This is a genomic window from Marinobacter sp. NFXS9 (assembly GCF_040148665.1).
GTDB classification, from domain to species: Bacteria; Pseudomonadota; Gammaproteobacteria; order Pseudomonadales; family Oleiphilaceae; genus Marinobacter_A; species Marinobacter_A mangrovi.
This window is the reverse complement of record NZ_JAGDDW010000013.1, coordinates 88,782-111,367: the sequence shown is the minus strand read 5'-3', so window position 1 is coordinate 111,367 and position 22,586 is coordinate 88,782. Positions and strand designations below refer to the sequence as shown.

The following is a 22,586-nucleotide window of genomic DNA, read 5'->3' as shown; positions in this document are numbered from 1 at the left end:
ACCATTCAATTGGTGAGCACATGTCAGGGGATGAAACGGAAAACATGATTGTCGGCCTGGATATTGGCACCTCCAAGGTGGTGGCCATTGTCGGCAAGCGCAAACTCGACGGCACGATCGAGATCGTCGGGATCGGATCCAATCCGTCCCGCGGTCTCAAGCGCGGTGTGGTGGTGAACATCGAAACCACGGTGCACGCGATCCAGCGGGCGGTCGAGGAAGCCGAGCTGATGGCCGGATGCCGTATCCATTCGGTCTACGCCGGTATTGCGGGCAGTCATATCCGCAGCCTCAACTCCCACGGCATTGTGGCGATCCGGGATCGGGAAGTGACCCAGGCCGATATCGACCGGGTCATCGATGCGGCCCAGGCCGTCGCGATTCCGGCGGACCAGAAAGTGCTCCACATCCTGCCCCAGGAATTCGTGATCGATAACCAGGAGGGCATCAAGGAGCCCCTGGGCATGTCCGGTGTGCGTCTGGAAGCCAAGGTGCATCTGGTGACCTGCGCGGTAAATGCGTCGCAGAACATCGAGAAATGCGTGCGCCGCTGTGGCCTGGATGTGGACGACATCATCCTCGAGCAACTGGCGTCCAGCTACGCCGTGCTGACCGAGGACGAGAAGGAACTGGGCGTGTGCGTGGTGGACATCGGCGGCGGCACCACCGATATCGCCGTCTTCACCGGCGGCGCGATCCGGCACACGGCGGTCATTCCGATTGCCGGTGACCAGGTCACCAACGACATTGCCATGGCCCTGCGGACGCCCACGCAGAACGCCGAGGAAATCAAGATCAAGTACGCCTGCGCGCTGACTCAGCTGGCCGGTGCCGATGAAACCATCAAGGTGCCGAGCGTGGGCGAGCGTGCGCCGCGGGATCTGTCGCGCCAGGCGCTGGCCGAGGTGGTCGAGCCGCGCTACGAGGAGCTGTTCACTCTGGTGCAGGCGGAACTGCGCCGCTCGGGCTTTGAAGAGATGATCCCGGCCGGGATCGTCATCACAGGTGGCTCGTCCACGATGGAAGGTGTCGTGGAACTGGCCGAAGAAATTTTCCACATGCCGGTGCGCCTGGCGTCACCGCAGGCCGTGTCCGGCATGACCGATGTAGTCAATAACCCGATCTACGCCACGGGTGTCGGGTTGTTGATCTACGGGTTCCGCCAGATGGATCTGGGTAAGGGGCCGGTGCTCAAGCAGGAGGATGCCCCCTCTCTGCTGGAGCGCATGAAAGCCTGGTTCACAGGGAATTTCTGACGAACCCGGTAAACGTGGCATGACCGGCATTGCCGGAGCAGTAAAAAACGAAGGTCTCTCGAAAAAATATCGGTCACCGAAGGCCGGAAAGATAACGAAGGAGTAGGGGAAATGTTCGAACTGGTCGATAACGTTCAACAGAACGCAGTCATTAAAGTCATTGGCGTCGGTGGTGGTGGCGGTAATGCCGTCCGTCACATGCTTACCAGCGACATCGAAGGTGTGGAATTCATCTGCGCCAACACAGACGCCCAGGCCCTGGCCGATATGGGCGCCAAACAGGTCATCCAGCTGGGTGGCAACATCACCAAGGGGCTGGGTGCCGGTGCCAACCCGGAAGTCGGTCGCCAGGCCGCCCTGGAAGACCGTGACCGCATCGCCGAGGCGCTGCAAGGCGCGGACATGGTGTTCATCACCGCGGGTATGGGTGGCGGTACCGGGACCGGCGCAGCGCCGATCGTGGCCGAAGTGGCCCGCGAGCTGGGCATCCTGACCGTCGCGGTCGTCACCAAGCCGTTCACCTTCGAAGGTGGCAAGCGGATGACGGTTGCCGAGTCCGGTCTGAAAGATCTGGAAGACAGCGTCGACTCGCTGATTACGATTCCTAACGAAAAACTGCTTGCAGTTATGGGTAAGAAGACTAGTCTGCTCGATGCCTTCGCGGCCGCCAACGACGTGCTGTTGGGCGCCGTACAGGGCATTGCCGACCTGATTACCCGCAACGGCATGATCAACGTCGACTTTGCCGACGTGAAAACCGTGATGTCCGAGATGGGCATGGCGATGATGGGGACGGCCCGCGCCACCGGCGAGAATCGCGCCCGCGAAGCCGCCGAAGCCGCCGTGCGCAGCCCGCTTCTGGAAGACATCAACCTGCAGGGCGCGAAAGGCATCCTGGTCAACATCACCGCCGGTATGGACCTCAACCTGGGCGAATTCTCCGAGGTGGGCGACATTGTTCGCGAGTTTGCCTCTGACGCCGCCACCGTGGTTGTGGGCACCGTGATCGATCCGGAAATGACCGACGAGCTGAAGGTGACCGTGGTTGCAACTGGCCTGGGTGGCGAGCGCGACAAGCCGACCAAGGTGGTCGACAACACCCGCACCCTGGATGGCAAGACAGACTATCACCAGCTGGATCGTCCGGCGGTCCTGCGTCGTCGCGCCGTTGCCAATGGCAATGTGGCGATCGATCAGGAGCGTGACGGCGAAGAGCAGAGCGTGGATTATCTCGATATTCCCGCATTCCTGCGCCGTCAGGCGGATTGATAAGCTGTCTCAATAGGGATTCGGGATAGAATAGAAAGAAGCTAGAAAGGTCATAGCCATAGCCTTCAGACATTACCGATTGGTTAAATGGTGTTCAGTAGGACTTTCTGATAAGCTTCGCGCAGTTTTTGCCCGAATAATATCTAACATTTGTGACGGATTTTTGTACGATGATCAGACAACGTACGCTCAAAAACACCATCCGTGCGACCGGTGTCGGTTTGCACTCGGGTGAGAAAGTCTATCTGACGCTCAAGCCTGCGCCGGTCGAGACAGGGATTGTGTTTCGGCGGACGGATCTGGATCCGGTTGTCGAGATCAAGGCGTGCGCTGAGAACGTCGGCGAAACCATGCTGTCCACGACACTGGTCAAGAACGGTGTCCGCGTGGCAACCGTCGAGCACCTGCTCTCCGCTATGGCGGGGCTGGGCATCGACAACTGCTTCGTGGAGCTGAGTGCGGCCGAAGTACCCATCATGGACGGCAGTGCCGGGCCTTTCGTCTTTCTCCTGCAATCGGCGGGCATTGCCGAGCAGGACGCGGCCAAGCGCTTCATCCGCATCAAGCGGGAAGTGACGCTGGAAGAAGACGACAAGAAGGCGACGTTCCTGCCGTTTGAAGGCTTCAAGGTCAGTTTCGGCATCGATTTTGACCACCCGGTCTTCAAAGGCCGTGCCCAGAACGCCACGGTAGACTTTTCCAGCACGTCGTTCGTGAAGGAAGTCAGCCGGGCCCGCACCTTCGGGTTCATGCGTGACATCGAGAAGTTGCGCTCCATGAACCTGGCGCTGGGCGGCAGTGTGGACAACGCCATCGTCGTTGACGACTACAAGATCCTCAACGAAGACGGCTTGCGTTACGAAGATGAGTTCGTCAAGCACAAGGTGCTGGACGCCATTGGCGACCTTTACCTGCTGGGTAATAGCCTGATTGGCGAATTCCGCGGCGTGAAGTCAGGTCACGACCTGAACAACAAGCTGCTGCGCAAGCTGCTGGCTGAAGAAGATGCGTGGGAAGTGGTGACCTTCGAAGACGAGGCCACGGCTCCGATTTCGTATCTCAAGCCCGTTCTCGCGTCCCAGGCCTGAGGAAGGATACTCAGTCCTCCCCGTCCTTGACGTGACGGGAGAGTTTTTCGAGAACTTCGCGTAAACCTTCGTCCTTCGTATGCCCGGCTTCCTCCTTGAGGAGCCGGGCATTTTCGTTGCTTAACGGCTCCTTCTTGAGCACGGCCTGTGCCTTCGGGCGCGGCGGTGTCACCTTGACCTTCAAGCGCCAGGCGTACTGGAAATCCGGATCTTTTCTCAATTCCGCCAGAATCTCGCGCTGGCGCAGCCGCACCTGGCTGGCCACGACGCTGCCGTCGGCCGACACGGCCAGATCGCCATCGTGATAACTGAGAAAGCGGCAGTGGTCACGCAGGTTGGCCGGGATGGAGGCCAGCACCAGCTGTTCCGCCCGACGGTGGATCTCGGCATGGGCCAGCAACCTGCGCAGGTTGGGCTCGTGGCGGGAATCGCTGGGATCCAGTGTGAGTTGCGTCTTGCGCTTCATCGTTTTCTCACGGCATTCGGTGCTCTGGACGGCGCCGGGACTCGACGGTACCCGTTACGATTGGTTACTATTTGGCACGGTTTGTGGATGTGGCCTGTATTAGACTGTTTTTACCCTCTTGAATTGGTCCCTGTCCAGCGCTGTTTCAAGGCGGAGGTCGGGAAACCGTGATCGTACCCATGTCGATATGGCCCGTCTTGAGGCGGCAGGGCATGGGTGTCAGACAGGCGCGTTTGTGTTGGGCGATAGCTGGCGGTAACAAGACCGGCGTCGTTCGGGGAATGTGATCAACTTATTATGAACATTATCTTCGTTGGCAAGAATCCCGGGCAGTCCCGGTCGCTGCACGTTGGCTTCGGCGTTGTCGCCTGCGCGTTGGTGCTGGGCGCTGCCGTCATGGGTGGCGCCGGTTGGGCCGGATACAGGCTGGCGTCCAAGGCGCCGGAGCCCGTCGCCTATGGTGCCTCGGCGCCTCTGGTCAAAAGCTGGGAATCCCGCCTGGGTGAGCAAAGGGCGCAGCTGCAGCATGTGCGGCAGACCGCCGGTCAGCAGGTGGATGCGCTGACCTTGCGCCTGGGCCAGATGCAGGGGCGTTTGCTGCGGCTCGACGCCCTGGGGCAGCGTCTGGTGGAATCCGCTCATCTGGATAACGGCGAGTTTGATTTTGACCAGGCTCCGGCGGTGGGTGGTCCGGAAGAAGCCGGTGGTGGCGAATCCTTCCAGACCCCGGAGCTGAGCGCCATGATCGATCAGCTCGATGCCCGCATCAGTAATCGCGAGCAGCAACTGCGCCTGCTGGATCAGCTGTTGTCTCGCGAGCGTATCGAGGAAGAGCGTTTCGTGGCCGGTCGTCCCATCAAATGGGGCTGGCTGTCATCTCACTACGGCTATCGCACCGATCCGTTTACCGGCAAGCGCGCCTGGCACAGCGGCGTTGATCTGGCCGGCAAGGAAGGCAGCGATATCATTTCCGTGGCTGCGGGCGTTGTCACCTGGGCCGGTGACCGTTATGGCTACGGCAACCTGGTCGAGATCGACCACGGCAACGGCTTGCGCACCCGCTACGCCCACTGCAAGAAGGTGGACGTGTCCGTCGGCGACGTCGTCGAGAAAGGACAAGTGGTTGCCCAGATGGGCAGCACCGGTCGTTCCACCGGGCCCCACGTTCATTTTGAGGTGCGGCGCAACGGCAAGACGCTGGACCCGGAAGATTACATCCAGCGGGCCAGTCGCTGAGTCAGCGTCAGCAAAAAGCCACTGCGGGTTCGCCTCCAGTGGCTTTTTTGTGGCCGGCCCGCTCTTCAATAGCGCACTAACACCCTGTAATGTGAGCTGTCACCCGAGGACAAGGCCGTACCTTTCGCCCGCAAAAGAAATAAGGTTAGAATGCCGTCTTTGTAGGGGGACTTCTGAAAAGCTCAGCCTCGCAGGCCAACCTCCGGATTCCGGGACTTTTTCAGTCGTTCTCAAGGCATACCCGGGATGGGTCCCCTTGTCCCATCGTGCCTCGGTACGGTGTCTTCTGTGATGCCTTCCCCCGCAAGGGGTCCTGAATTGGCAGGCGCCTGTGGCCGACCGGGTCACTGGGTGCATTTCGTTAATCAAAGAAGCAGTGGTCTATGTTCACGAAGGTCGCAACGAAGTTGTTCGGCAGTAAAAACGCCCGAGAAATTAAGCGGATGCGGAAGGCCGTCTCCCGGATCAATGAGCTGGAGGAGTCCTTCGGGGCGCTGTCGGACACCGAACTGCAGGGCAAAACAGCCGAGTTCCGGCGTCGGCTGGACGAGGGCGAAACCCTGGATCAACTGCTGCCCGAAGCCTTCGCCACGGCCCGGGAAGCGGGCAAACGGGTGCTGGGCATGCGGCACTTCGACGTCCAGATGATCGGTGCCATGACGCTGCACGAAGGCCGCATCGCCGAGATGAAGACCGGCGAGGGTAAGACCCTGGTGGCAACGGCTTCCGTGTATCTCAATGCCCTCCCGGGGGATGGCGTTCACGTGGTGACCGTCAACGACTACCTCGCCTCCCGGGATGCCGAGTGGATGGGCAAGCTCTATCGCTTCCTCGGCCTGCAGGTGGGCGTCATCGTTGCCGGTCAGGATGCTGCGGCCAAGCGTGAAGCCTACGCCGCCGACATCACCTACGGCACCAACAACGAATTCGGTTTTGATTACCTGCGCGACAACATGGCGTTCAGCACCGCCGATAAGGTGCAACGCGGCCTGAACTACGCCATTGTGGACGAAGTTGACTCCATCCTGATCGATGAAGCGCGTACTCCGCTGATCATCTCCGGTGCGGCGGAAGACAGCTCCAAGATCTACCTGGCGGTGAATACGCTGGTTCCGAGCCTGGAAAAGGGCGAACCGGTGGAAGAGGGCGAGCCCTCCGGTGATTTCACCATCGACGAAAAGAGCCGCCAGGTCGAGTTGACCGAAGCCGGTCATGAGAAAGTGGAAGACCTGCTGATCGAGAAGGGACTGCTGGGTGAAGAGGAAAGCCTCTACTCCGCGTCGAACCTCAGTCTTCTGCACCACGTGCATTCTGCGCTGCGGGCTCATCACCTGTTCCAGCGCGACGTGGACTACATTGTCCAGGGCGGTCAGGTGGTGATCGTTGATGAACACACCGGCCGGACCATGCCGGGCCGCCGCTGGAGCGAGGGCCTGCACCAGGCCATCGAGGCCAAAGAAGGCGTCAATATCCAGGCCGAGAGTCAGACCCTGGCCTCCACCACCTTCCAGAACTATTTCCGTCTCTACAACAAGCTGGCCGGTATGACCGGTACCGCCGACACGGAAGCCTTCGAATTCCGTCAGATCTACGGCCTGGACGTGGTGGTTATTCCGCCCAACCGTCCGATCCAGCGTATTGACTACAACGACCTGGTCTACCTGACGCAGGAAGAGAAGTACCAGGCGATCATCGACGAGATCAAGGACGTCACCAGTGAAGGTCGTCCGGTGCTGGTGGGCACCGGCTCCATCGAAGCCTCCGAACTGCTGTCGATGCTGCTGCGCAAGGCCAAGATCGACCACCAGGTCCTGAACGCCAAGCAGCACGAGAAAGAAGCCCACGTCATCGCCCAGGCCGGTCGTCCGGGGGCGGTGACCATCGCCACGAACATGGCGGGCCGGGGTACGGACATCGTGCTCGGTGGTAACTGGGAAGAAGAGGTCGCCCAGTTGGAAAATCCGACCGAAGAGCAGGTGGCCAGGGTCAAGGCGGAGTGGACCGAGACCCACAACAAGGTATTGGAAGCGGGCGGCCTGCACATTGTGGGTACCGAACGTCACGAATCCCGCCGTATCGACAACCAGCTGCGTGGTCGTGCCGGCCGTCAGGGGGATCCGGGCTCCTCCCGTTTCTTCCTGTCGCTGGAAGACAACCTGATGCGGATCTTCGCCCCGGATCGCGTGAAGAACATCATGCAGGCAATGGGCATGAAGAAGGGCGAGGCCATCGAGCACCGCATGGTCACCAACGCCATCGAAAAATCACAGCGCAAGGTTGAAGGCCGTAACTTCGACATGCGTAAGACGCTGCTGGAGTACGACGATGTCGCCAACGACCAGCGCAGTGTCATCTACGAGCAGCGTAACGAGGTCATGGCTTCCGAAGACATCAGCGAGCTGGTCGATACCGTGCGCGCCGATGTGGTCGACAGTGTGATCAGCGAGTACATCCCGCCGCAGAGCATGCCGGAACAGTGGGATATCGCCGGCCTTGAGGCTCAGTTGCAGTCTGAACTGGCGGTGGAACTGCCGGTCCAGAAATGGCTGGATGAAGACCAGAGTCTCTACGAAGAGAACCTGCGGGAGCGCATTCTCGAGGAAATCATCAAGGTCTACCGTGAGAAGGAAGAGGTTGCCGGCGCCGAAGCCATGCGCAACTTCGAGAAACAGGTCTTCCTGCAGGTGCTGGATACGCTCTGGAAAGAGCACCTGTCCAACATGGATCATCTGCGTCGCGGTATCCACCTGCGCGGCTATGCTCAGAAGAACCCGAAACAGGAATACAAGCGTGAGGCGTTCAACCTGTTCGAAGCCATGCTGGATGCCATGAAACGAGACGTCACCCGGATTCTCTGCCACGTGCGGGTCCAGGGTGAGACTGAGATGGAAGAGATCGAGCGTCGGCGCCGTGAAGAGCTGGAGCGCCAGATGGCCGCTGCCAACCTGAAGCATGAGCAGGCCAGCGCCACCGCGCAATCAGCTGCCGGTGACGGCGACGATGAGCAGCAACAGGCCCAGGGCCAACCGGAGACCTACGTGCGCAGTGAGCGCAAAGTCGGGCGGAACGAGCCCTGCCCGTGCGGCTCCGGTAAGAAATACAAGCAGTGTCACGGCCGGGTGGCCTGATAGACGACTTGAAACAGGCACTGTCGGCCCCGGCGGGCAGTGCTCAGGAACAAGCAACGTCCGCTGAATCGGAGCCGCTGTAGCGGGCCGGGAGAGCGGACGTTTTTCGTATCTGAGGAGCCGATTGGAGGTTCCCCAAACCAGGAGAATAAGCATGGCGGTTGGATTGGGCCCCTTGCCGGATTTCTACCCCGTGGCCGGTCTGCGTCTGGGCGTGGCCCGGGCTGGCATCAAGAAGCCGGGGCGTCGCGATCTGGTACTGATGGCGCTGGATGAAGGCGCCCGTGTGGCCGGCATTTTTACGCGAAACCAGTTCTGTGCGGCACCGGTACTGGTGACCCGGGATCATTTGGGGCAGGCGGCGCCGCGTTACCTGATGATCAATACGGGTAACGCCAACGCTGGAAACGGCGAGCAGGGACGCACCGATGCAGAGGCCTGCTGTGCGGCGCTGGCGGAGCTGTCCGGTGTCACCGCCCAGCAGGTGCTGCCCTTCTCCACCGGTGTCATCGGCGAACCGCTGCCGGTGGAGAAAATCCGCAATGGCCTGCCGGAAGCGCTGGATACCCTGTCGGAAACCCGTTGGGCTGAGGCCGCCGAAGGCATCATGACGACCGACACTTTGCCCAAGGGCGCCACCCGACGACTGGAGGTCGACGGTCAGCCGGTCCACATTTCCGGAATCAGCAAGGGCGCTGGCATGATCCGACCCAATATGGCGACCATGCTGGGCTTTATTGCCACGGATATCGCCATCGAGTCCTCGCTGCTGCAGGCGCTGGTTTCGGAGCTGGGGGAGCAGTCGTTCAATCGCATCACCATCGATGGCGATACCTCGACCAACGACTGTTGCATGCTGGTGGCCACTGGCAAGAGCGACGCACCGGAGCTGACCGCCGACAGTCCACACCTGCCGGCCTTCCGTGAAGCGCTGCGAGAGCTGTTCATGACCCTGGCCCATGCGATCGTACGGGACGGTGAGGGCGCTACCAAGTTCATCACCATTCGCGTGGAGACGGCGGGCAGCCGGCAGGAAGCACTGGATGTGGCCTACACGCTTGCCCACTCGCCTCTGGTCAAGACGGCCTTGTTTGCGTCGGACCCGAACTGGGGCCGCATCCTGGCAGCGGTCGGCCGCGCGGGTGTGCCGGACCTGGATCTGACCAACATCGAGATCGACTTGGGGGATGTGGCGCTGGTGCGCAACGGCGGCCGGGCAGCGGATTACACCGAAGCACGCGGTCAGGCGGTAATGGACCAGTCTGACATCAGCATCCGTATTGCGCTGGGTCGGGGTGACGTCAGCGAGACGGTCTGGACCTGCGACTTGTCCCACGATTACGTGACCATCAACGCCGAGTACCGGACCTGATATGAAGGAAGTGCATGTCGCCGTCGGTGTGGTGCGCCAGGGGAATCGCATCCTGATTGCCCGGCGCCCCGATGAGGCGCATCAGGGCGGTTTGCTGGAGTTTCCCGGCGGCAAGGTCGAGCCCGGTGAGCGTGTTCAGCAAGCGCTGGTTCGCGAACTGGATGAGGAAGTCGGCATCCGCATCGCCGAGGGCGACCTTCAGTCGGTGATCGGCATTCGCCACGACTACGGCGACAAACGGGTGTTTCTCGATGTCTGGGAGACTGTGCGCTTTGAGGGCGTACCGCACGGGCGGGAAGGGCAGCCGGTGCAATGGTTGGCGCTGGATGCCCTGAGCGATGACGATTTTCCGGCCGCAAACCGGCCGATCATCCGGGCCTTGAGATTGCCTCATCAATACCTGATCACGGGTGGCGCCGGTCTGGACAGTGGGCCGCTGGTTGCGCAGACGTGCCGGCATCTTGCGGAGCTGTCACCGTCAATCTGCCTGTTCCGCGCGCCCTGGCTGTCCCGCGAAGCCTATCGGGACGCCGCCCGCCAACTTCTCGACTGGTGTTCGGCTCGCTCGATACGCTTGATGCTCCACGGCGACCCGGCGCTCCTGGAGTCCGTGCCCGCGGCCGGCATACACCTGCCATGGCGAGTGGCCCGGCATCTCGATGCGCGACCGTTGGCCAGTGCGGGGTTGTTGGGCGTATCCTGTCATCAGGGTGAGGAATTGGCGCACGCCGCTCGTTTGGGCGCTGATTTTGCCACCCTGGGCCCGGTCGCCAGAACGGCCAGTCACCCGGATGCGGCGCCCATGGGATGGCCCCGATTTACGGACCTGGTGTCCACGGCCACGATGCCAGTGTATGCACTGGGCGGATTGGCGTTGAACGACGTGAATCAGGCCCGCGAAGCCGGGGCACAGGGCGTCGCGGGTATTGGCACCTGGTGGCGGAATTGAATACTGGAGAAAAACGATTGAGTGAACTGACCCATCTGGACGAAACCGGCGCCGCGCGCATGGTCGATGTGACGGAAAAAGCCGTCACCAGCCGTGAGGCGCGGGCCGAAGGGTTTATCGCCATGCGGCCCGAAACGGTCGCGATGATCGTCGACGGCGAGCACCCCAAGGGCGACGTGCTGGCCACGGCCCGCATTGCCGGCATCATGGCGGCCAAGAAGACCCACGAGCTGATTCCGCTGTGCCATGCCCTGAACCTGACCTCGGTGAAGGTCCATCTGACTCCCGTGTCTGACGGCGCCACTGGCGTGCATCTGGAGGCGGTCTGCCGACTGACGGGGCAGACCGGGGTCGAAATGGAAGCGCTGACGGCGGTTAACATCGCCGCATTGACGCTTTACGACATGTGTAAAGCCGTGGACCGGGGTATGGTTATCCGGGATGTGCGTCTGCTCGAGAAGCAGGGCGGGCGGTCTGGACACTGGAAAAGGGGGTAGCATGACGGCAGCGCTGGTGGACAATTTTGGGCGGGAGGTCACGTACGTCCGCATCTCCGTCACGGATCGCTGCGATTTTCGTTGTGTGTATTGCATGTCCGAGGACATGACTTTTCTGCCCAAGTCCGAGATCCTGTGCCTGGAAGAAATTGAAGTCATTGCCCGCAACCTGGTTGCCTGTGGCGTCCGCAAGATTCGTCTGACTGGTGGAGAGCCGCTGGTGCGGCCGGGTGTGGTAGGTCTGGCCGAGCGACTGAAAGCGCTGCCAGGGCTGCGCGAACTGTGTATGACCACCAATGGCGGCCGTCTGGAGGAATTCGCCGAGCCGCTCAAGGCAGCGGGAGTGGACCGGCTCAATATCAGCCTGGACAGCCTGGACCCCGATCGATTCCGGGAACTGACCCGGATTGGCAAGCTGGAGCGGGTACTGGCCGGCATCGATGCTGCCCAGCGAGCCGGATTCCAGCATACCAAGCTCAATGCCGTCGTCCTAAAGGGGCGTAACGCGGACGAAGTGATACCCCTGGTTCGCTTTGCGGTGGAAAAGGGCCTCGATATCAGCTTTATCGAAGAAATGCCCCTGGGGGTTATCACCGAGCACGATCGGGCCGAAGCCTTCTGCTCCAGTGACGAGATTCGCGAGACGCTGGCCACGGTTTTTGACCTGCAACCGGTTGGCGATGACACGGGGGGGCCGTCCCGCTACTGGCAGGTGGATGGCCATCCCAACCGAATTGGCTTTATTTCCCCGCACAGCCATAACTTCTGCGGCGACTGCAACCGGGTGCGTTTGACCACGGAAGGGCGTCTGCTGTTGTGCCTGGGCAATGAACACTCCATGGACCTGCGCGAAGTGATCCGCTCGCGGCCGGGGGACGACCTGGCGGTGCAGAAGGCGCTGCATGAGGCCATGACGCTCAAACCGGAGCGGCATTATTTCTCCCACGATGCCGAACCCCAGATTCTTCGCTTCATGAACGCCACGGGCGGTTGATACGGATCGGGCGCATCTACGTAGGTTTCAGGGTACGCCGACCCGGTCCATTCTGCTAAAATGCGCCGCCTGTTAATCTGAGTGAGGTAACGCCGTGGCCGTTCGCTATGTCCAGAGCTGCCGACTCCCAACGCCTTTCGGCGTTTTCGACATGCATGGGTTCGAGGAACCGGACACCGGCAAGGAGCACGTCGCACTGACCCTCGGGTCGGTCGACGGGGATGCGCCCGTGCTGGCCCGCACCCACTCCGAATGCCTCACCGGCGATGCGCTCTACAGCATGCGCTGTGACTGCGGTTATCAGCTGGAAGAAGCGTTGCGCAGTATTGCCCGGGAAGGGCGGGGGATTCTCATGTACCTGCGTCAGGAAGGCCGGGGCATTGGCCTGCTGAATAAAATCCGGGCGTATCACCTGCAGGACCAGGGCGCGGACACCGTCGAAGCCAACGAGCAGTTGGGGTTTGCGGCGGATCTGCGGGATTACAGCATGTGCAAGGACATGCTGGATCACCTGGGCATCGCCCGCCTCAAGCTCATGACCAACAACCCCCGAAAGGTTAACGCCCTTCGCGGCCTGGGTATCGACATCGTCGAACGGGTGCCGCTGCACGTGGGCCGCAATCCCCATAACGAAAATTACCTCGCCACAAAGCAGAGCAAGCTGGGCCACTGGCTGGAGACGCATCAGGACGACGAGGCCTGAGTTCTGGCGGATTCGCTTTTGGAAGGAATGGCAGCCCTGGCGGGCTGCTCCGAAGCTGAAGCGTTGGCAACATTTCGAGGCACACTCGAGTATATAGTTGCCACGTAGGTTGGGCTGACGCAGGAAGCCCAACAACCGAAGTCTTCAGTTGGCTATGACATCGAGTCTGTTTCGCCCTGCCTGCTAATGTTCTGATCGGAGAAGCACTCGTTTTGAAGACTTCTCCGAGAAATCCTCTGTTGGGCTTCCTGCGTCAGCCCAACCTACGCAACTGAAATGCCCTAAAGGGGCAAGGTGCCCCGCCTATTTAACCGCCCGCAACGCTTTCAGATCGCTCATCTGGGTCAAACGGTCGTCAATTCGTGTCCGAATGGCTTCAGTGGTCAGGCCGCATTCCTCAAGCTGCTCGCCGTGCTTACCGTGTTCGATGAACTGGTCCGGCAGGCCAATCTGCAGCAATGACGCTTCGATCCCTTCGCCGTTGAGGTATTCGGACACGGCGCTACCGGCACCGCCGGCGACCACGTTTTCCTCAAGCGTCACGATCAGGTCATGCTGTTCCACCAAATCCCGAATCAGGTCAGTGTCCAGCGGTTTGACGAAGCGCATGTCGGCGACGGTGGCATCCAGTGCTTCTGCAGCCGGCAGAGCCGTGGACAGCAGGGTGCCGAAGTTCAGCAGGGCAATGCGCTTGCCTTCGCGAATGATCCGGCCCTTGCCGATGGGAGCCGTTTTCAGGGCGGTATCGATCACCGCGCCGGGACCCGTGCCACGAGGGTATCGCACCGAAGCCGGGCCTTCGTGGGCCAGACCGGTCTGCAGCAGCAGTCGGGTCTCGTTTTCATCGGACGGCGCCATCACCACCATGTTGGGGATGCAGCGCAGGTAGCTGATGTCGAAGGCGCCGCCGTGGGTCGGGCCGTCCTCGCCCACCAGGCCGGCGCGGTCGATGGCGAACAGGACATCCAGATTCTGGATGGCGACATCGTGGATCAGCTGGTCATAGGCCCGTTGCAGGAAGGTGGAATAGATCGCCACCACGGGCTTGGCCCCGTCGCAGGCCAGGCCGGCGGCGAAGGTGACGGCGTGCTGCTCGGCAATGGCCACATCGTAATAGCGATCGGGGAAACGTTCGCTGAATTTGACCAGGTCCGAGCCCTCGCGCATGGCCGGCGTAATGCCCACCACGCGCTCGTCCTGCTCCGCAGAGTCGCACAACCACTGACCGAAGACGTTGGCGTACTTGGGCAGTTTGGGCGCCGGCTGGCTGTCCGCCGGTTTGACCGGCGGCTTGGGCTCGATCTTGTTGATGGCGTGGTAGCCAATGGGGTCGGCTTCCGCCGGTGCAAAGCCTTTGCCTTTCTTGGTGACCACATGCAGAAACTGCGGGCCGTCCAGCTCGCGGATGTTCTGCAGCGTGTCAATCAGCAGCGGCAGGTCATGACCGTCGATCGGGCCAATGTAGTTGAATCCCAGCTCTTCAAAGAAAGTGCCCCCGGCGATCAGCCCCTTGAAGTGTTCTTCCGTCTTGCGTGCGAACGCCATCAGATTGGGCGCGCCCTGCAGAAATTTCTTGCTGCCGTCGCGGACCTGGTTATACGTGCGACTGGCCAGCAGCTTGGCAAAATAGCTGGAAAGACCGCCGACGTTCTGGGAAATCGACATGTCGTTGTCGTTCAGGATCACCAGCATGTTGGTGCGCAGGTGACCGGCGTGGGTCAGGGCTTCGAAGGCCATGCCGGCGGTCATGGCGCCGTCACCGATCACGGCAATGCTCTTGCGCCTGGAGCCCTGCATGCGGGCGGCGATTGCCATGCCCAATGCCGCACTGATGGAGGTGCTGGAGTGGCCCACGCCAAAGGTGTCGTAGTCGCTTTCACCGCGCTTGGGGAAGCCTGCCAGGCCGTCCTTTTTGCGAATGGTGCCCATGCGGGCGCGGCGGCCGGTGAGGATCTTGTGTGGATAGGCCTGGTGGCCCACATCCCAGACCAGGCGATCGTCCGGGGTATTGAAGACGTAGTGCAGGGCCACCGTCAGTTCCAGCACGCCCAACCCGGCGCCGAAATGGCCTCCGGACTGGCCCACGCTCCACAGCAGGAACGCGCGGAGTTCCCGGGCCAGTTGGGGTAACTGATCCTCACTCAGCTCACGCAGCTGATCCGGGGTGTTGACCCGGTCCAGCAGAGGCGTGTTGGGCTGGCGAGACGGAATCTCCTTAAATATGGTTGTGTCCTGCATCCGCTTAGATCTTCTGAATCGATATGGGGCGATTATACGGGATCGGTCACCGGACTTTCACATTTCCCTTTGGAAATGTGGCTTGGGGCGTCCATTGGAGGCCCCTAATGCGTCCGGGTCACGACGAAATCGGCAATCTGGCGCAGCGGATCGGCGCTGCGACCCAATACTGCGAGCGCCGAGACAGCTTGTTCCTGCAAGGATCGAAGATGATCGCGGGTGCCGTCAATACCCAGGCACGCCGGATAGGTGGGCTTATTACGCGCGGCATCCGATCCCTGGGGCTTGCCGATGGTGTCGGTAGCGCCTTCGATGTCCAACAGGTCATCCTGCACCTGGAACGCCAGGCCCAGCGCCCGGCCATAGGTCCGCAACGCGTCGATCTGTGTCTCGTCGGCGGTTTCCGCAGCCAAGGCGCCCAGGCTGATGCTGGCTTCAATCAGAGCGCCGGTCTTGCATCGGTGCATGCGTTGCAGATCTTCCAGTGGCAGGGTTCGGCCCACCGAGCCCAGATCGATGGCCTGGCCGCCGACCATGCCCACCTGGCCGCTGGCCCGGCTCAGGATCTGCAGCATCCGCACGCGGGTGGGGGCGCTGTAATCGCCCTCGGAGCCAATCACTTCGAACGCGAGGGCCTGCAGGGCGTCCCCGGCGAGGATCGCGGTGGCTTCATCGAAGGCAATGTGGACCGTGGGCTTGCCGCGGCGCAGGGCGTCGTCGTCCATGGCGGGCAAGTCGTCGTGAATCAGCGAATAGGCATGGATCAGTTCAACCGCGCAGCCGGGGACGAGGGCCGTATCCGGCGGATGGCCGATGGCCATCGACGAGGCCATGGCCAGGATGGGCCGGATACGCTTGCCACCCCCCAGGACCGCATAGCGCATGGCGTCCTGCAGACGGGGAGCCGGGGCGTCCGGGTTATCCAGCCAGCGGTCCAGGGTGGCTTCGATGACGGTGCGCCACTGGGCCTGCAGTTCGCTCATCGGTTGGCTGTTCATTGCCCCTCTTCGTCCTCATGGAACGGCTGGGTCTCGAAGTTGTCGCCGTCGGCCTTGACCAGTTTTTCCACCCGTTGCTCCGCCTGGCGCAGGGCCTGCTGGCACTCGCGGGTCAATCGGACACCGCGCTCGAACGCCGCCAGCGATTTCTCGAGGGGCAGATCACCCTGCTCCAGGTCGCGGACCAGGGCCTCGAGCTCGTTGAGGGATTTTTCGAAGTCGGCAATGGTAACGCCGGTCTCGTCAGTCATGACGGGGATTCTCCGCGGCAGGTCTGTTTGGGGCGGAGTATATCAGAGCGGGACCTGTTTGCGTTTTCTATAGTGGCGGAGGCAGCTATTCTCTATAGACCATATTCCAGTGGAGCAGATCATGTGGCAGGGCGAGGAACGCAGGCGGTATTACCGGGTCGATGACCGGGTGGCGCTGCGCTATATCCGGTTGTCGGACGGTGAGTCGGTGGCGGGCGAATTGTCGGACCTGTCGCTGCGGTCACGGCTGGCGGATCTGGAGCTGATGTTGGATCAGGCGCTGAGCAAGCTGACGGTGGCGGCGCCGGAGGTCCGGGAGGTGGCAGATCTCCTCAACCGCAAACTGGATCTGGCGCTGGAGGGCGCCGGTCTGGGACTCGACGGTGAGCGCCCGGCAACGCTGGTCACCCGGGACGTCAGTCTCTCTGGAAGTGGCTTCGCCTTCCCGGTCGATGAAGCCATTGAGGTGGGCGAAATGGTGTTGGTGGACCTGCTGTTCCATCCGGAGCGACGAACCATTCGCGCCCTGGCCCGGGTGGTGGCCTCGGGCCGTGAAGACTCCGATCACTACCTGCGCCTGGATATCGAGCGCATCACCGAGGCGGACCAGGAATTGCTCATGGGCCACATCATGCGGTTGCAAAGTGCCCGCTTGCGACAACGGGATGAATCCCCTCAATCCCCTCAGTCCGATCCGGCCGAGTGACTGGCGGCCTCCTGCTGCCAGCAAAAGACCTGGCGCTCGCCCCGTTCACCCCCGCGTAGCCAGCCCTGTTCGGTGACCGACACGGTGCCGTCCCGATGCACCGAAACAATGGTGGTGGCCCGCGTTCCATAGGTCTCGCTGCGGATGAAGGGCGAAGACAGGAAGCGCTCACGTTCCAGGCCAATGCCGGTATCGGGCAGGAAGGCGTCCGGCGCTGGCGTCGTGTCCATCAGCGCGTCGATCAAGACGTCGTGCAGCTTTGACTGCGGGGTATCGTGCAGGCGGTCGTGCAAGGTCTTGCGTAGCCGCACCAGCTTGGGCCAGGGGCTTTGCAGCAGGTGGTTGCTCAGGCCGTAGACGCCGCGGTGCAGGGTGCGTCCAGGATGGCTGTCCCGGTTGCTGAAATACCAGCCCTGGCGAGCATCCACGCGGAACAGGTTATAGCCCGCAAACCGGTGCGTGGTGTCCCGCAGATGCTGATCAAGTTGGTCTGTATCCTCCGTCAACGCCTGGATTGGCAGCTGTCCCCGGGACCAGTCACCCCGCTCCGGCTGGCCGTCGCGGAAATTGGTGACGGCGGCCACCTGGCCGTCCCGGGTCACCCCCAGCCAGGTGCCGCCGGACTGCTCGTCTTTTCCGGCCAGCATCTCCGGAGACGACCACCAATGCATGGCGCGGGTCGGGCGCTGGTAGAACTCGTCGCGGTTGGCGGCGACCACCAGCGGCAGGTCAGGGTGCTGGCCAATGGCGAACAGAATGAGGCACATCGCGATTTCCCGTTGGTTTCTGGTGTCGGTGCAGTGAACCCGAAGTCTCCCCTGTGTATCATACGGGCCTTTATGCTGGCTATCGGAGCGAAGGCGTTATGAGCCTGGCCATTCTGTTTGCAATCTACCTGGTGCTGGGCGCCTGCGCGGGCGTGTTGGCCGGCCTGTTCGGCATCGGGGGTGGTCTGGTGATTGTGCCGGTGCTGATCTTCAGCTTCGGGCTGCAGGGCTTTGATCCGGAGATTGCCGCCCATCTGGCCGTGGGCACTTCCCTGGCGACCATCGTCTTCACATCAATCAGCTCGGTACGCTCCCACCATGCCCGTGATGCCGTGGACTGGCCGGTGTTCCGGTCGATGGCTGTGGGGATCGTCATCGGTGCCATGATCGGTGCCTGGACCGCCTCCCTGTTGTCCGGGGCCGCGCTGGAACTGATCATCGGCGTGTTTGTCATTCTGGTCGGGCTGAAGATGCTGTTCGACGTCAAGCCCAAGCCGGGTCGGAACGTGCCGGGCAAGCCAGGCCTGGTTGCCGCCGGTGGTGGGATCGGCTGGGCATCGGCCATCTTCGGGATCGGGGGCGGTACGCTGACCGTGCCGTTCCTGAGCTGGTGCAACGTGCGCATGCAGCGTGCCGTGGGGACGTCGTCCGCCTGCGGTCTGCCGATTGCCATCGCCGGTGCGCTGACCAATATCGCCACCGGCTGGCAGGCGCCGTCATTGCCTGAATACAGCCTGGGCTTTATCTATCTGCCGGCTCTGGTGGGCATTGTCGCGACCAGCGTCCTGTTCGCCCGGGTGGGGGCAGCGCTGGCCCACCGGCTGGATGCCATGTTACTGAAACGGATTTTTGCCATGGTCCTGCTGGTGGTGGGTATCCGCTTCCTGATCTGACCGGCTTCCATTGACGAGAGAAACTGCATGCTGCGTTATCCACAGATTGACCCGATAGCTGTCTCCATCGGCCCCCTCAAGATCCACTGGTATGGCTTGACCTATCTGGTGGGCTTTGTCGTGGGCTGGTGGCTGGGCCGTATCCGCACCCGCAAACCCTGGTCGCCCATCAACGAGGAGCAAATGGGGGACCTGCTGTTCTACATTGCACTGGGGGTCGTCCTGGGTGGGCGCTTTGGCTATGTCATCTTCTACAACTTCGATACCTTCCTGGCCGATCCGCTCTGGCTGTTCCGGGTCTGGGAAGGCGGGATGTCGTTCCACGGCGGGCTGATCGGTGTCATGTTGGCCATGTGGTGGTTCGGTCGCAAGGTGAACTGCGGGTTCTTTGCCATCGCCGATTTTGTGGCGCCGCTGGTACCCATTGGTCTGGGGGCGGGCCGTATTGGCAACTTCATCAATGGTGAGCTCTGGGGCCGCCACACCGACGTACCTTGGGCGATGGTCTTCCCGACCGCACCGGACGCGCTGCCGCGTCATCCGTCCCAGCTCTACGAATTTGCGATGGAAGGGGTGCTGCTGTTTATCATCCTCTGGGTCTTCTCCAGCAAGCAGCGACCGCGCATGGCCGTCTCCGGGCTGTTCCTGGTCGGCTACGCCTGCTTTCGCATCCTGGCGGAATTCTTCCGGCAACCGGATGTCCAGCTGGGCTTCCTGGCCTTTGACTGGGTCACCATGGGGCAGATCCTGTCCCTGCCGATGCTGCTGGCGGGTATTGTATTAATGGTTTGGGCATACAGGAGCAAAACGCAATGAAAGCCTATCTGGACCTGATGCGTGATGTGGTCGACAACGGCACCGACCGGGGCGACCGGACCGGCGTGGGGACGCGTTCGGTATTTGGTCGTCAGATGCGCTTCGACCTGGGTGAGGGCTTTCCGCTGCTGACCACCAAGAAGGTCCACCTGCGCAGCATCATCTACGAATTGCTCTGGTTCCTGAACGGGTCCACTGACAACAACTGGTTGCGCGAACGCAAGGTCAGCATCTGGAACGAGTGGGCGTTGGACAACGGCGACCTGGGGCCGATCTACGGCAAACAGTGGCGCAGCTGGCAGTGCCCGAACGGCGATGTGGTCGATCAGATCAGTGATGTGGTGCATCAGATCCAGACCAAGCCCACCTCCCGTCGCCTGATTGTCTCGGCCTGGAACCCGGCGGAGCTGCCGGACGAGTCCATCAGCCCGCAGGAAAACGTGGAGCAGGGCCGTATGGCCCTGGCGCCGTGCCACTGCCTGTTCCAGTTCTATGTGGCGGAAGGCAAGCTGTCCTGCCAGCTGTATCAGCGCAGCGCCGATCTGTTCCTCGGGGTGCCCTTCAACATCGCCTCCTACAGTCTGTTAACCCACATGATTGCCCAGCAGTGCGATCTGGATGTGGGCGAGTTTGTGCATACCTTCGGCGATTGCCACCTCTACCAGAACCACCTGACGGACGAGATCGTGTTCGAGCAGCTCAAGCGTGAGCCGAGCCCGCTGCCGACGCTGAACATTCGTCGGAAACCGGCCAGCCTGTTCGAGTACGAACTGGAAGACTTTGAATTCGAGGGCTATGACCCGCAGCCGGTCATCAAGGCGCCCATCGCCATTTGAGGAGTGAACAGCATGCGTAAGGCGCTGATTGTCGCCATGTCACAGAACCGGGTGATCGGCCGGAATAACGCGCTGCCCTGGTACCTGCCCGGCGATCTGCGTTATTTCAAGCAGGCCACCATGGGCAAGCCGATCCTGATGGGACGCAAGACCTTCGAATCCATTGGGCGTCCCCTGCCAGGTCGCCTGAACGTGGTGATTACCCGGGATGAGTGTTGGGAGGCCCCTGCCGGGGTTGCCGTCGATCACACGCTGGCAGACGCTTATCGCCGGGCGGAAGCCCAGGCTGAGCTGGAAGGCGGTGATGAGATCATGATCATCGGCGGTGGCCAGATCTATGCCGAGGCCTTGCCGGAGATCGACCGCATGTATGTCACGCGGGTGCATGCGGATGTGGAGGGCGATGCCTGGTTCCCGGAAGTGGACTGGGACCAGTGGGAGGAACTCGGACGGGAGAATTTCTCCGCGTCCGAGAACAATCCGTACGACTACAGCTTCATCGTCTATCAGCGACGCTCGGACGACTGACGACGAGGCGGTTTGCCCTTGGGTTTGCCGCCGGATCCCGGCTTGCCATTGCGCGGACCTTTCTTGAAGCCCGGCTTCTGGCCGGGTTTACCGCCGCGGCGGTCGCCACCCTTGAAAGGCCGCTTGCTGCGCGCCGGGGGAATCGGCAGATCCGTCGGGGCTTCCAGCGGCATCGCGCCCGGTTGGGCGGATTCCAGCCAGCAGGCCAGGGCACCGGCGACCATCGCCGGGTCCAGGTCATTGCGCTCGGCAATGCCATCCAGCAGGCCCATCGCCTTGGCCAGTCGGCCGTCCTCGGCAAAGCCCAGCAACTGTTCCTCGAACTGCTTCTCACGCAGCTTCTGCAACTCCGCCGGCGGCGGCAGCTGATAGTCGCTCATCGGCGAGTTGGTGGCCCGTTCCAGGGTCCGCAGCCAGCTGCGTTCGCGCGGGGTCACCAGAAGGATCGCCTTGCCCTCACGGCCGGCCCGGCCGGTACGGCCCACCCGGTGGATGTAGGCTTCGCTGTCGTAGGGCACGTCGTAGTTGATGACGTGGGTGATGCGCGGCACATCCAGACCACGGGCCGCCACGTCGGTGGCCACCACGATGTCCAGTTTGCCCCGGCGCAGGTCTTCCACCGCCTGCTCACGCTGGCGCTGGTTGATGTCGCCGTTCAGTGGTGCCACGGCGTGCCCGCGGGCGGAGAGCTTGTCAGCCAGCAGCGTGGTTTCCGCCTTGGTGCGCACGAAGATGATCGTTGCGTCCACGGGCTCCACTTCCAGGATGCGGGTCAGGGCATCCAGCTTGCGCTCGGCAAACACCGGCAGCACGAACTGGGCAATGCGCGACACGGTTCGGGTCTGGCTTTCGATCTTCACTTCTTCGGCGTTGGCCAGGTAGGTCTGGGCCACCTTGCGGATCGGTCCCGGCATGGTCGCCGAAAACAGGGCCCGCTGGCAGTTTTCCGGCGTCTTGGCCAGGATCGCTTCGATATCGTCGATGAAGCCCATGCGCAGCATTTCGTCTGCTTCGTCGAGGACGACGGAGCGCAGCTGGTCCAGCTTGAGCGTACCGCGACGCAGGTGGTCCAGCAGGCGGCCCGGTGTACCCACGATGACCTGGGTACCGCGCTGCAGTGCTTTCAGTTGGGGGCGGAAATCCTGGCCGCCGTAAATCGGCAGGACTTGCAGGCCCTTAATGCTCGCGGAATACGTGGTGAACGCTTCCGCGACCTGGATGGCCAGTTCACGGGTAGGCGCCAGCACCAGGATCTGGGGAGCATGCAGCGTCGGATCGATAGAGCTCAGCAGCGGCAGTGCAAACGCGGCTGTCTTGCCGGTACCTGTCTGGGCCATGCCCAGCAGATTGCGGCCGGCCAGCAGAATGGGGATGGATTGCGCCTGGATAGGCGACGGGGTTTCATAACCCACGGACGAAACCGCATCAAGGACCGCCGGATGGAGGCCAAGCTCGGCAAAGGTTTTTGTTTGCATTCAGGAAACTCGGAATTCGGGGAGGTGAGCGACGCTCCCGGAACTGCGTCCTAAACGAGACAGAGGGAGCCATATGGTGCGTAGTATAGACGTTTTCAGCCGCTATAGATATGTGCAGGG

General features: G+C 61.8%; 21 protein-coding genes. 15 read left to right on the top strand and 6 right to left on the bottom strand.

Translation table 11 applies throughout. The features are described 5' to 3' along the window. The first annotated feature begins 20 nt into the window (after positions 1-20). From ftsA to lpxC, 3 genes are all read left to right on the top strand, one after another. Positions 21-1,256 carry a cell division protein FtsA gene (ftsA, locus tag J3364_RS17910; RefSeq protein WP_123636009.1) on the top strand — a complete coding sequence of 412 codons (1,236 nt, stop codon included), beginning with the start codon at positions 21-23 and terminating at the stop codon, positions 1,254-1,256. 111 nt (positions 1,257-1,367) lie between these two features. Next, positions 1,368-2,525: a cell division protein FtsZ gene (gene ftsZ, locus J3364_RS17905; protein ID WP_203142422.1), complete on the top strand. Its 1,158-nt coding sequence runs from the start codon at positions 1,368-1,370 to the stop codon at positions 2,523-2,525. A 170-nt stretch (positions 2,526-2,695) separates the two neighbouring features. Continuing rightward, entirely contained in the window at positions 2,696-3,613 is a 918-nt protein-coding gene (gene lpxC, locus J3364_RS17900; RefSeq protein ID WP_123636011.1) for a UDP-3-O-acyl-N-acetylglucosamine deacetylase, read from the top strand. Between the two features lie 10 nt (positions 3,614-3,623). Here lpxC and J3364_RS17895 read toward each other — a convergent pair whose 3' ends face one another. Beyond that, on the bottom strand, positions 3,624-4,079 hold the full coding sequence (locus J3364_RS17895) for a DciA family protein (protein ID WP_349559581.1): 456 nt from the start codon (positions 4,077-4,079) through the stop codon (positions 3,624-3,626). A gap of 297 nt (positions 4,080-4,376) precedes the next feature. On the opposite strand from J3364_RS17895, the gene J3364_RS17890 reads away from it, so the two are divergent. From J3364_RS17890 to ribA, 7 genes are all read left to right on the top strand, one after another. Further along, a complete protein-coding gene (locus J3364_RS17890) occupies positions 4,377-5,315 on the top strand; it encodes a M23 family metallopeptidase (RefSeq protein WP_349559580.1) in 939 nt (312 codons plus the stop codon). Positions 5,316-5,698: 383 nt separating this feature from the next. Then, a complete protein-coding gene (secA, locus tag J3364_RS17885; RefSeq protein ID WP_349559579.1) occupies positions 5,699-8,443 on the top strand; it encodes a preprotein translocase subunit SecA in 2,745 nt (914 codons plus the stop codon). A 154-nt stretch (positions 8,444-8,597) separates the two neighbouring features. Further along, positions 8,598-9,815, top strand: a complete 1,218-nt coding sequence (gene argJ / locus J3364_RS17880; RefSeq protein WP_349559578.1) for a bifunctional glutamate N-acetyltransferase/amino-acid acetyltransferase ArgJ — start codon at positions 8,598-8,600, stop codon at positions 9,813-9,815. Between the two features lies 1 nt (position 9,816). Then, positions 9,817-10,764: a Nudix family hydrolase gene (locus J3364_RS17875; RefSeq protein WP_349559577.1), complete on the top strand. Its 948-nt coding sequence runs from the start codon at positions 9,817-9,819 to the stop codon at positions 10,762-10,764. Between the two features lie 17 nt (positions 10,765-10,781). Continuing rightward, positions 10,782-11,261, top strand: a complete 480-nt coding sequence (moaC, locus tag J3364_RS17870) for a cyclic pyranopterin monophosphate synthase MoaC (RefSeq protein ID WP_349559576.1) — start codon at positions 10,782-10,784, stop codon at positions 11,259-11,261. Between the two features lies 1 nt (position 11,262). Next, a complete protein-coding gene (gene moaA / locus J3364_RS17865; protein WP_349559575.1) occupies positions 11,263-12,255 on the top strand; it encodes a GTP 3',8-cyclase MoaA in 993 nt (330 codons plus the stop codon). 94 nt (positions 12,256-12,349) lie between these two features. Beyond that, positions 12,350-12,958, top strand: a complete 609-nt coding sequence (gene ribA / locus J3364_RS17860) for a GTP cyclohydrolase II (RefSeq protein ID WP_123636019.1) — start codon at positions 12,350-12,352, stop codon at positions 12,956-12,958. A 303-nt stretch (positions 12,959-13,261) separates the two neighbouring features. On the opposite strand, the gene dxs is transcribed toward ribA, so the two are convergent. The 3 genes from dxs to J3364_RS17845 all read right to left on the bottom strand — a co-directional run bounded on the left by dxs (position 13,262) and on the right by J3364_RS17845 (position 16,445). Then, positions 13,262-15,196: a 1-deoxy-D-xylulose-5-phosphate synthase gene (dxs, locus tag J3364_RS17855; protein ID WP_349559574.1), complete on the bottom strand. Its 1,935-nt coding sequence runs from the start codon at positions 15,194-15,196 to the stop codon at positions 13,262-13,264. A 104-nt stretch (positions 15,197-15,300) separates the two neighbouring features. After that, entirely contained in the window at positions 15,301-16,194 is an 894-nt protein-coding gene (locus J3364_RS17850) for a polyprenyl synthetase family protein (protein WP_349559573.1), read from the bottom strand. Then, positions 16,191-16,445, bottom strand: coding sequence for an exodeoxyribonuclease VII small subunit (locus tag J3364_RS17845; RefSeq protein ID WP_123636022.1), 255 nt, complete (start codon positions 16,443-16,445; stop codon positions 16,191-16,193). Before J3364_RS17845 ends, J3364_RS17850 begins: the two co-directional genes overlap by 4 nt. A 121-nt stretch (positions 16,446-16,566) precedes the next feature. Here J3364_RS17845 and J3364_RS17840 point away from each other — a divergent pair, with 121 nt between their 5' ends. Beyond that, entirely contained in the window at positions 16,567-17,151 is a 585-nt protein-coding gene (locus tag J3364_RS17840) for a PilZ domain-containing protein (protein WP_349559571.1), read from the top strand. On the opposite strand, the gene J3364_RS17835 is transcribed toward J3364_RS17840, so the two are convergent. Next, positions 17,130-17,918: an NRDE family protein gene (locus J3364_RS17835; RefSeq protein WP_349559570.1), complete on the bottom strand. Its 789-nt coding sequence runs from the start codon at positions 17,916-17,918 to the stop codon at positions 17,130-17,132. The two genes, J3364_RS17840 and J3364_RS17835, sit on opposite strands and share 22 nt — an antisense overlap. A 110-nt stretch (positions 17,919-18,028) precedes the next feature. On the opposite strand from J3364_RS17835, the gene J3364_RS17830 reads away from it, so the two are divergent. From J3364_RS17830 to J3364_RS17815, 4 genes are read left to right on the top strand one after another with little or no spacing between them, the layout of a single operon-like run. Then, a complete protein-coding gene (locus J3364_RS17830; protein ID WP_349559602.1) occupies positions 18,029-18,811 on the top strand; it encodes a sulfite exporter TauE/SafE family protein in 783 nt (260 codons plus the stop codon). 27 nt (positions 18,812-18,838) lie between these two features. Beyond that, on the top strand, positions 18,839-19,627 hold the full coding sequence (gene lgt, locus J3364_RS17825; protein ID WP_349559569.1) for a prolipoprotein diacylglyceryl transferase: 789 nt from the start codon (positions 18,839-18,841) through the stop codon (positions 19,625-19,627). Continuing rightward, entirely contained in the window at positions 19,624-20,463 is an 840-nt protein-coding gene (locus J3364_RS17820; RefSeq protein WP_349559568.1) for a thymidylate synthase, read from the top strand. Before lgt ends, J3364_RS17820 begins: the two co-directional genes overlap by 4 nt. A 12-nt stretch (positions 20,464-20,475) precedes the next feature. Continuing rightward, positions 20,476-20,991, top strand: coding sequence for a dihydrofolate reductase (locus J3364_RS17815; RefSeq protein WP_349559567.1), 516 nt, complete (start codon positions 20,476-20,478; stop codon positions 20,989-20,991). Here J3364_RS17815 and J3364_RS17810 read toward each other — a convergent pair. Further along, on the bottom strand, positions 20,970-22,466 hold the full coding sequence (locus J3364_RS17810) for a DEAD/DEAH box helicase (RefSeq protein WP_349559566.1): 1,497 nt from the start codon (positions 22,464-22,466) through the stop codon (positions 20,970-20,972). The two genes, J3364_RS17815 and J3364_RS17810, sit on opposite strands and share 22 nt — an antisense overlap. Positions 22,467-22,586: the final 120 nt, after the last annotated feature.

Excerpts from the sequence above, each read along its gene's own strand:
- J3364_RS17815 (WP_349559567.1), top strand. The coding sequence starts at position 20,476 with ATGCGTAAGGCGCTGATTGTCGCCATGTCACAGAACCGGGTGATCGGC.
- J3364_RS17890 (WP_349559580.1), top strand. The coding sequence starts at position 4,377 with ATGAACATTATCTTCGTTGGCAAGAATCCCGGGCAGTCCCGGTCGCTG.
- lpxC (WP_123636011.1), top strand. The coding sequence starts at position 2,696 with ATGATCAGACAACGTACGCTCAAAAACACCATCCGTGCGACCGGTGTC.
- J3364_RS17810 (WP_349559566.1), bottom strand. The coding sequence starts at position 22,466 with ATGCAAACAAAAACCTTTGCCGAGCTTGGCCTCCATCCGGCGGTCCTT.
- argJ (WP_349559578.1), top strand. The coding sequence starts at position 8,598 with ATGGCGGTTGGATTGGGCCCCTTGCCGGATTTCTACCCCGTGGCCGGT.
- J3364_RS17835 (WP_349559570.1), bottom strand. The coding sequence starts at position 17,918 with ATGTGCCTCATTCTGTTCGCCATTGGCCAGCACCCTGACCTGCCGCTG.
- ftsZ (WP_203142422.1), top strand. The coding sequence starts at position 1,368 with ATGTTCGAACTGGTCGATAACGTTCAACAGAACGCAGTCATTAAAGTC.
- J3364_RS17850 (WP_349559573.1), bottom strand. The coding sequence starts at position 16,194 with ATGAACAGCCAACCGATGAGCGAACTGCAGGCCCAGTGGCGCACCGTC.
- moaA (WP_349559575.1), top strand. The coding sequence starts at position 11,263 with ATGACGGCAGCGCTGGTGGACAATTTTGGGCGGGAGGTCACGTACGTC.
- J3364_RS17845 (WP_123636022.1), bottom strand. The coding sequence starts at position 16,445 with ATGACTGACGAGACCGGCGTTACCATTGCCGACTTCGAAAAATCCCTC.
- J3364_RS17875 (WP_349559577.1), top strand. The coding sequence starts at position 9,817 with ATGAAGGAAGTGCATGTCGCCGTCGGTGTGGTGCGCCAGGGGAATCGC.
- secA (WP_349559579.1), top strand. The coding sequence starts at position 5,699 with ATGTTCACGAAGGTCGCAACGAAGTTGTTCGGCAGTAAAAACGCCCGA.
- J3364_RS17840 (WP_349559571.1), top strand. The coding sequence starts at position 16,567 with ATGTGGCAGGGCGAGGAACGCAGGCGGTATTACCGGGTCGATGACCGG.
- dxs (WP_349559574.1), bottom strand. The coding sequence starts at position 15,196 with ATGCAGGACACAACCATATTTAAGGAGATTCCGTCTCGCCAGCCCAAC.
- lgt (WP_349559569.1), top strand. The coding sequence starts at position 18,839 with ATGCTGCGTTATCCACAGATTGACCCGATAGCTGTCTCCATCGGCCCC.
- ftsA (WP_123636009.1), top strand. The coding sequence starts at position 21 with ATGTCAGGGGATGAAACGGAAAACATGATTGTCGGCCTGGATATTGGC.
- J3364_RS17895 (WP_349559581.1), bottom strand. The coding sequence starts at position 4,079 with ATGAAGCGCAAGACGCAACTCACACTGGATCCCAGCGATTCCCGCCAC.
- J3364_RS17820 (WP_349559568.1), top strand. The coding sequence starts at position 19,624 with ATGAAAGCCTATCTGGACCTGATGCGTGATGTGGTCGACAACGGCACC.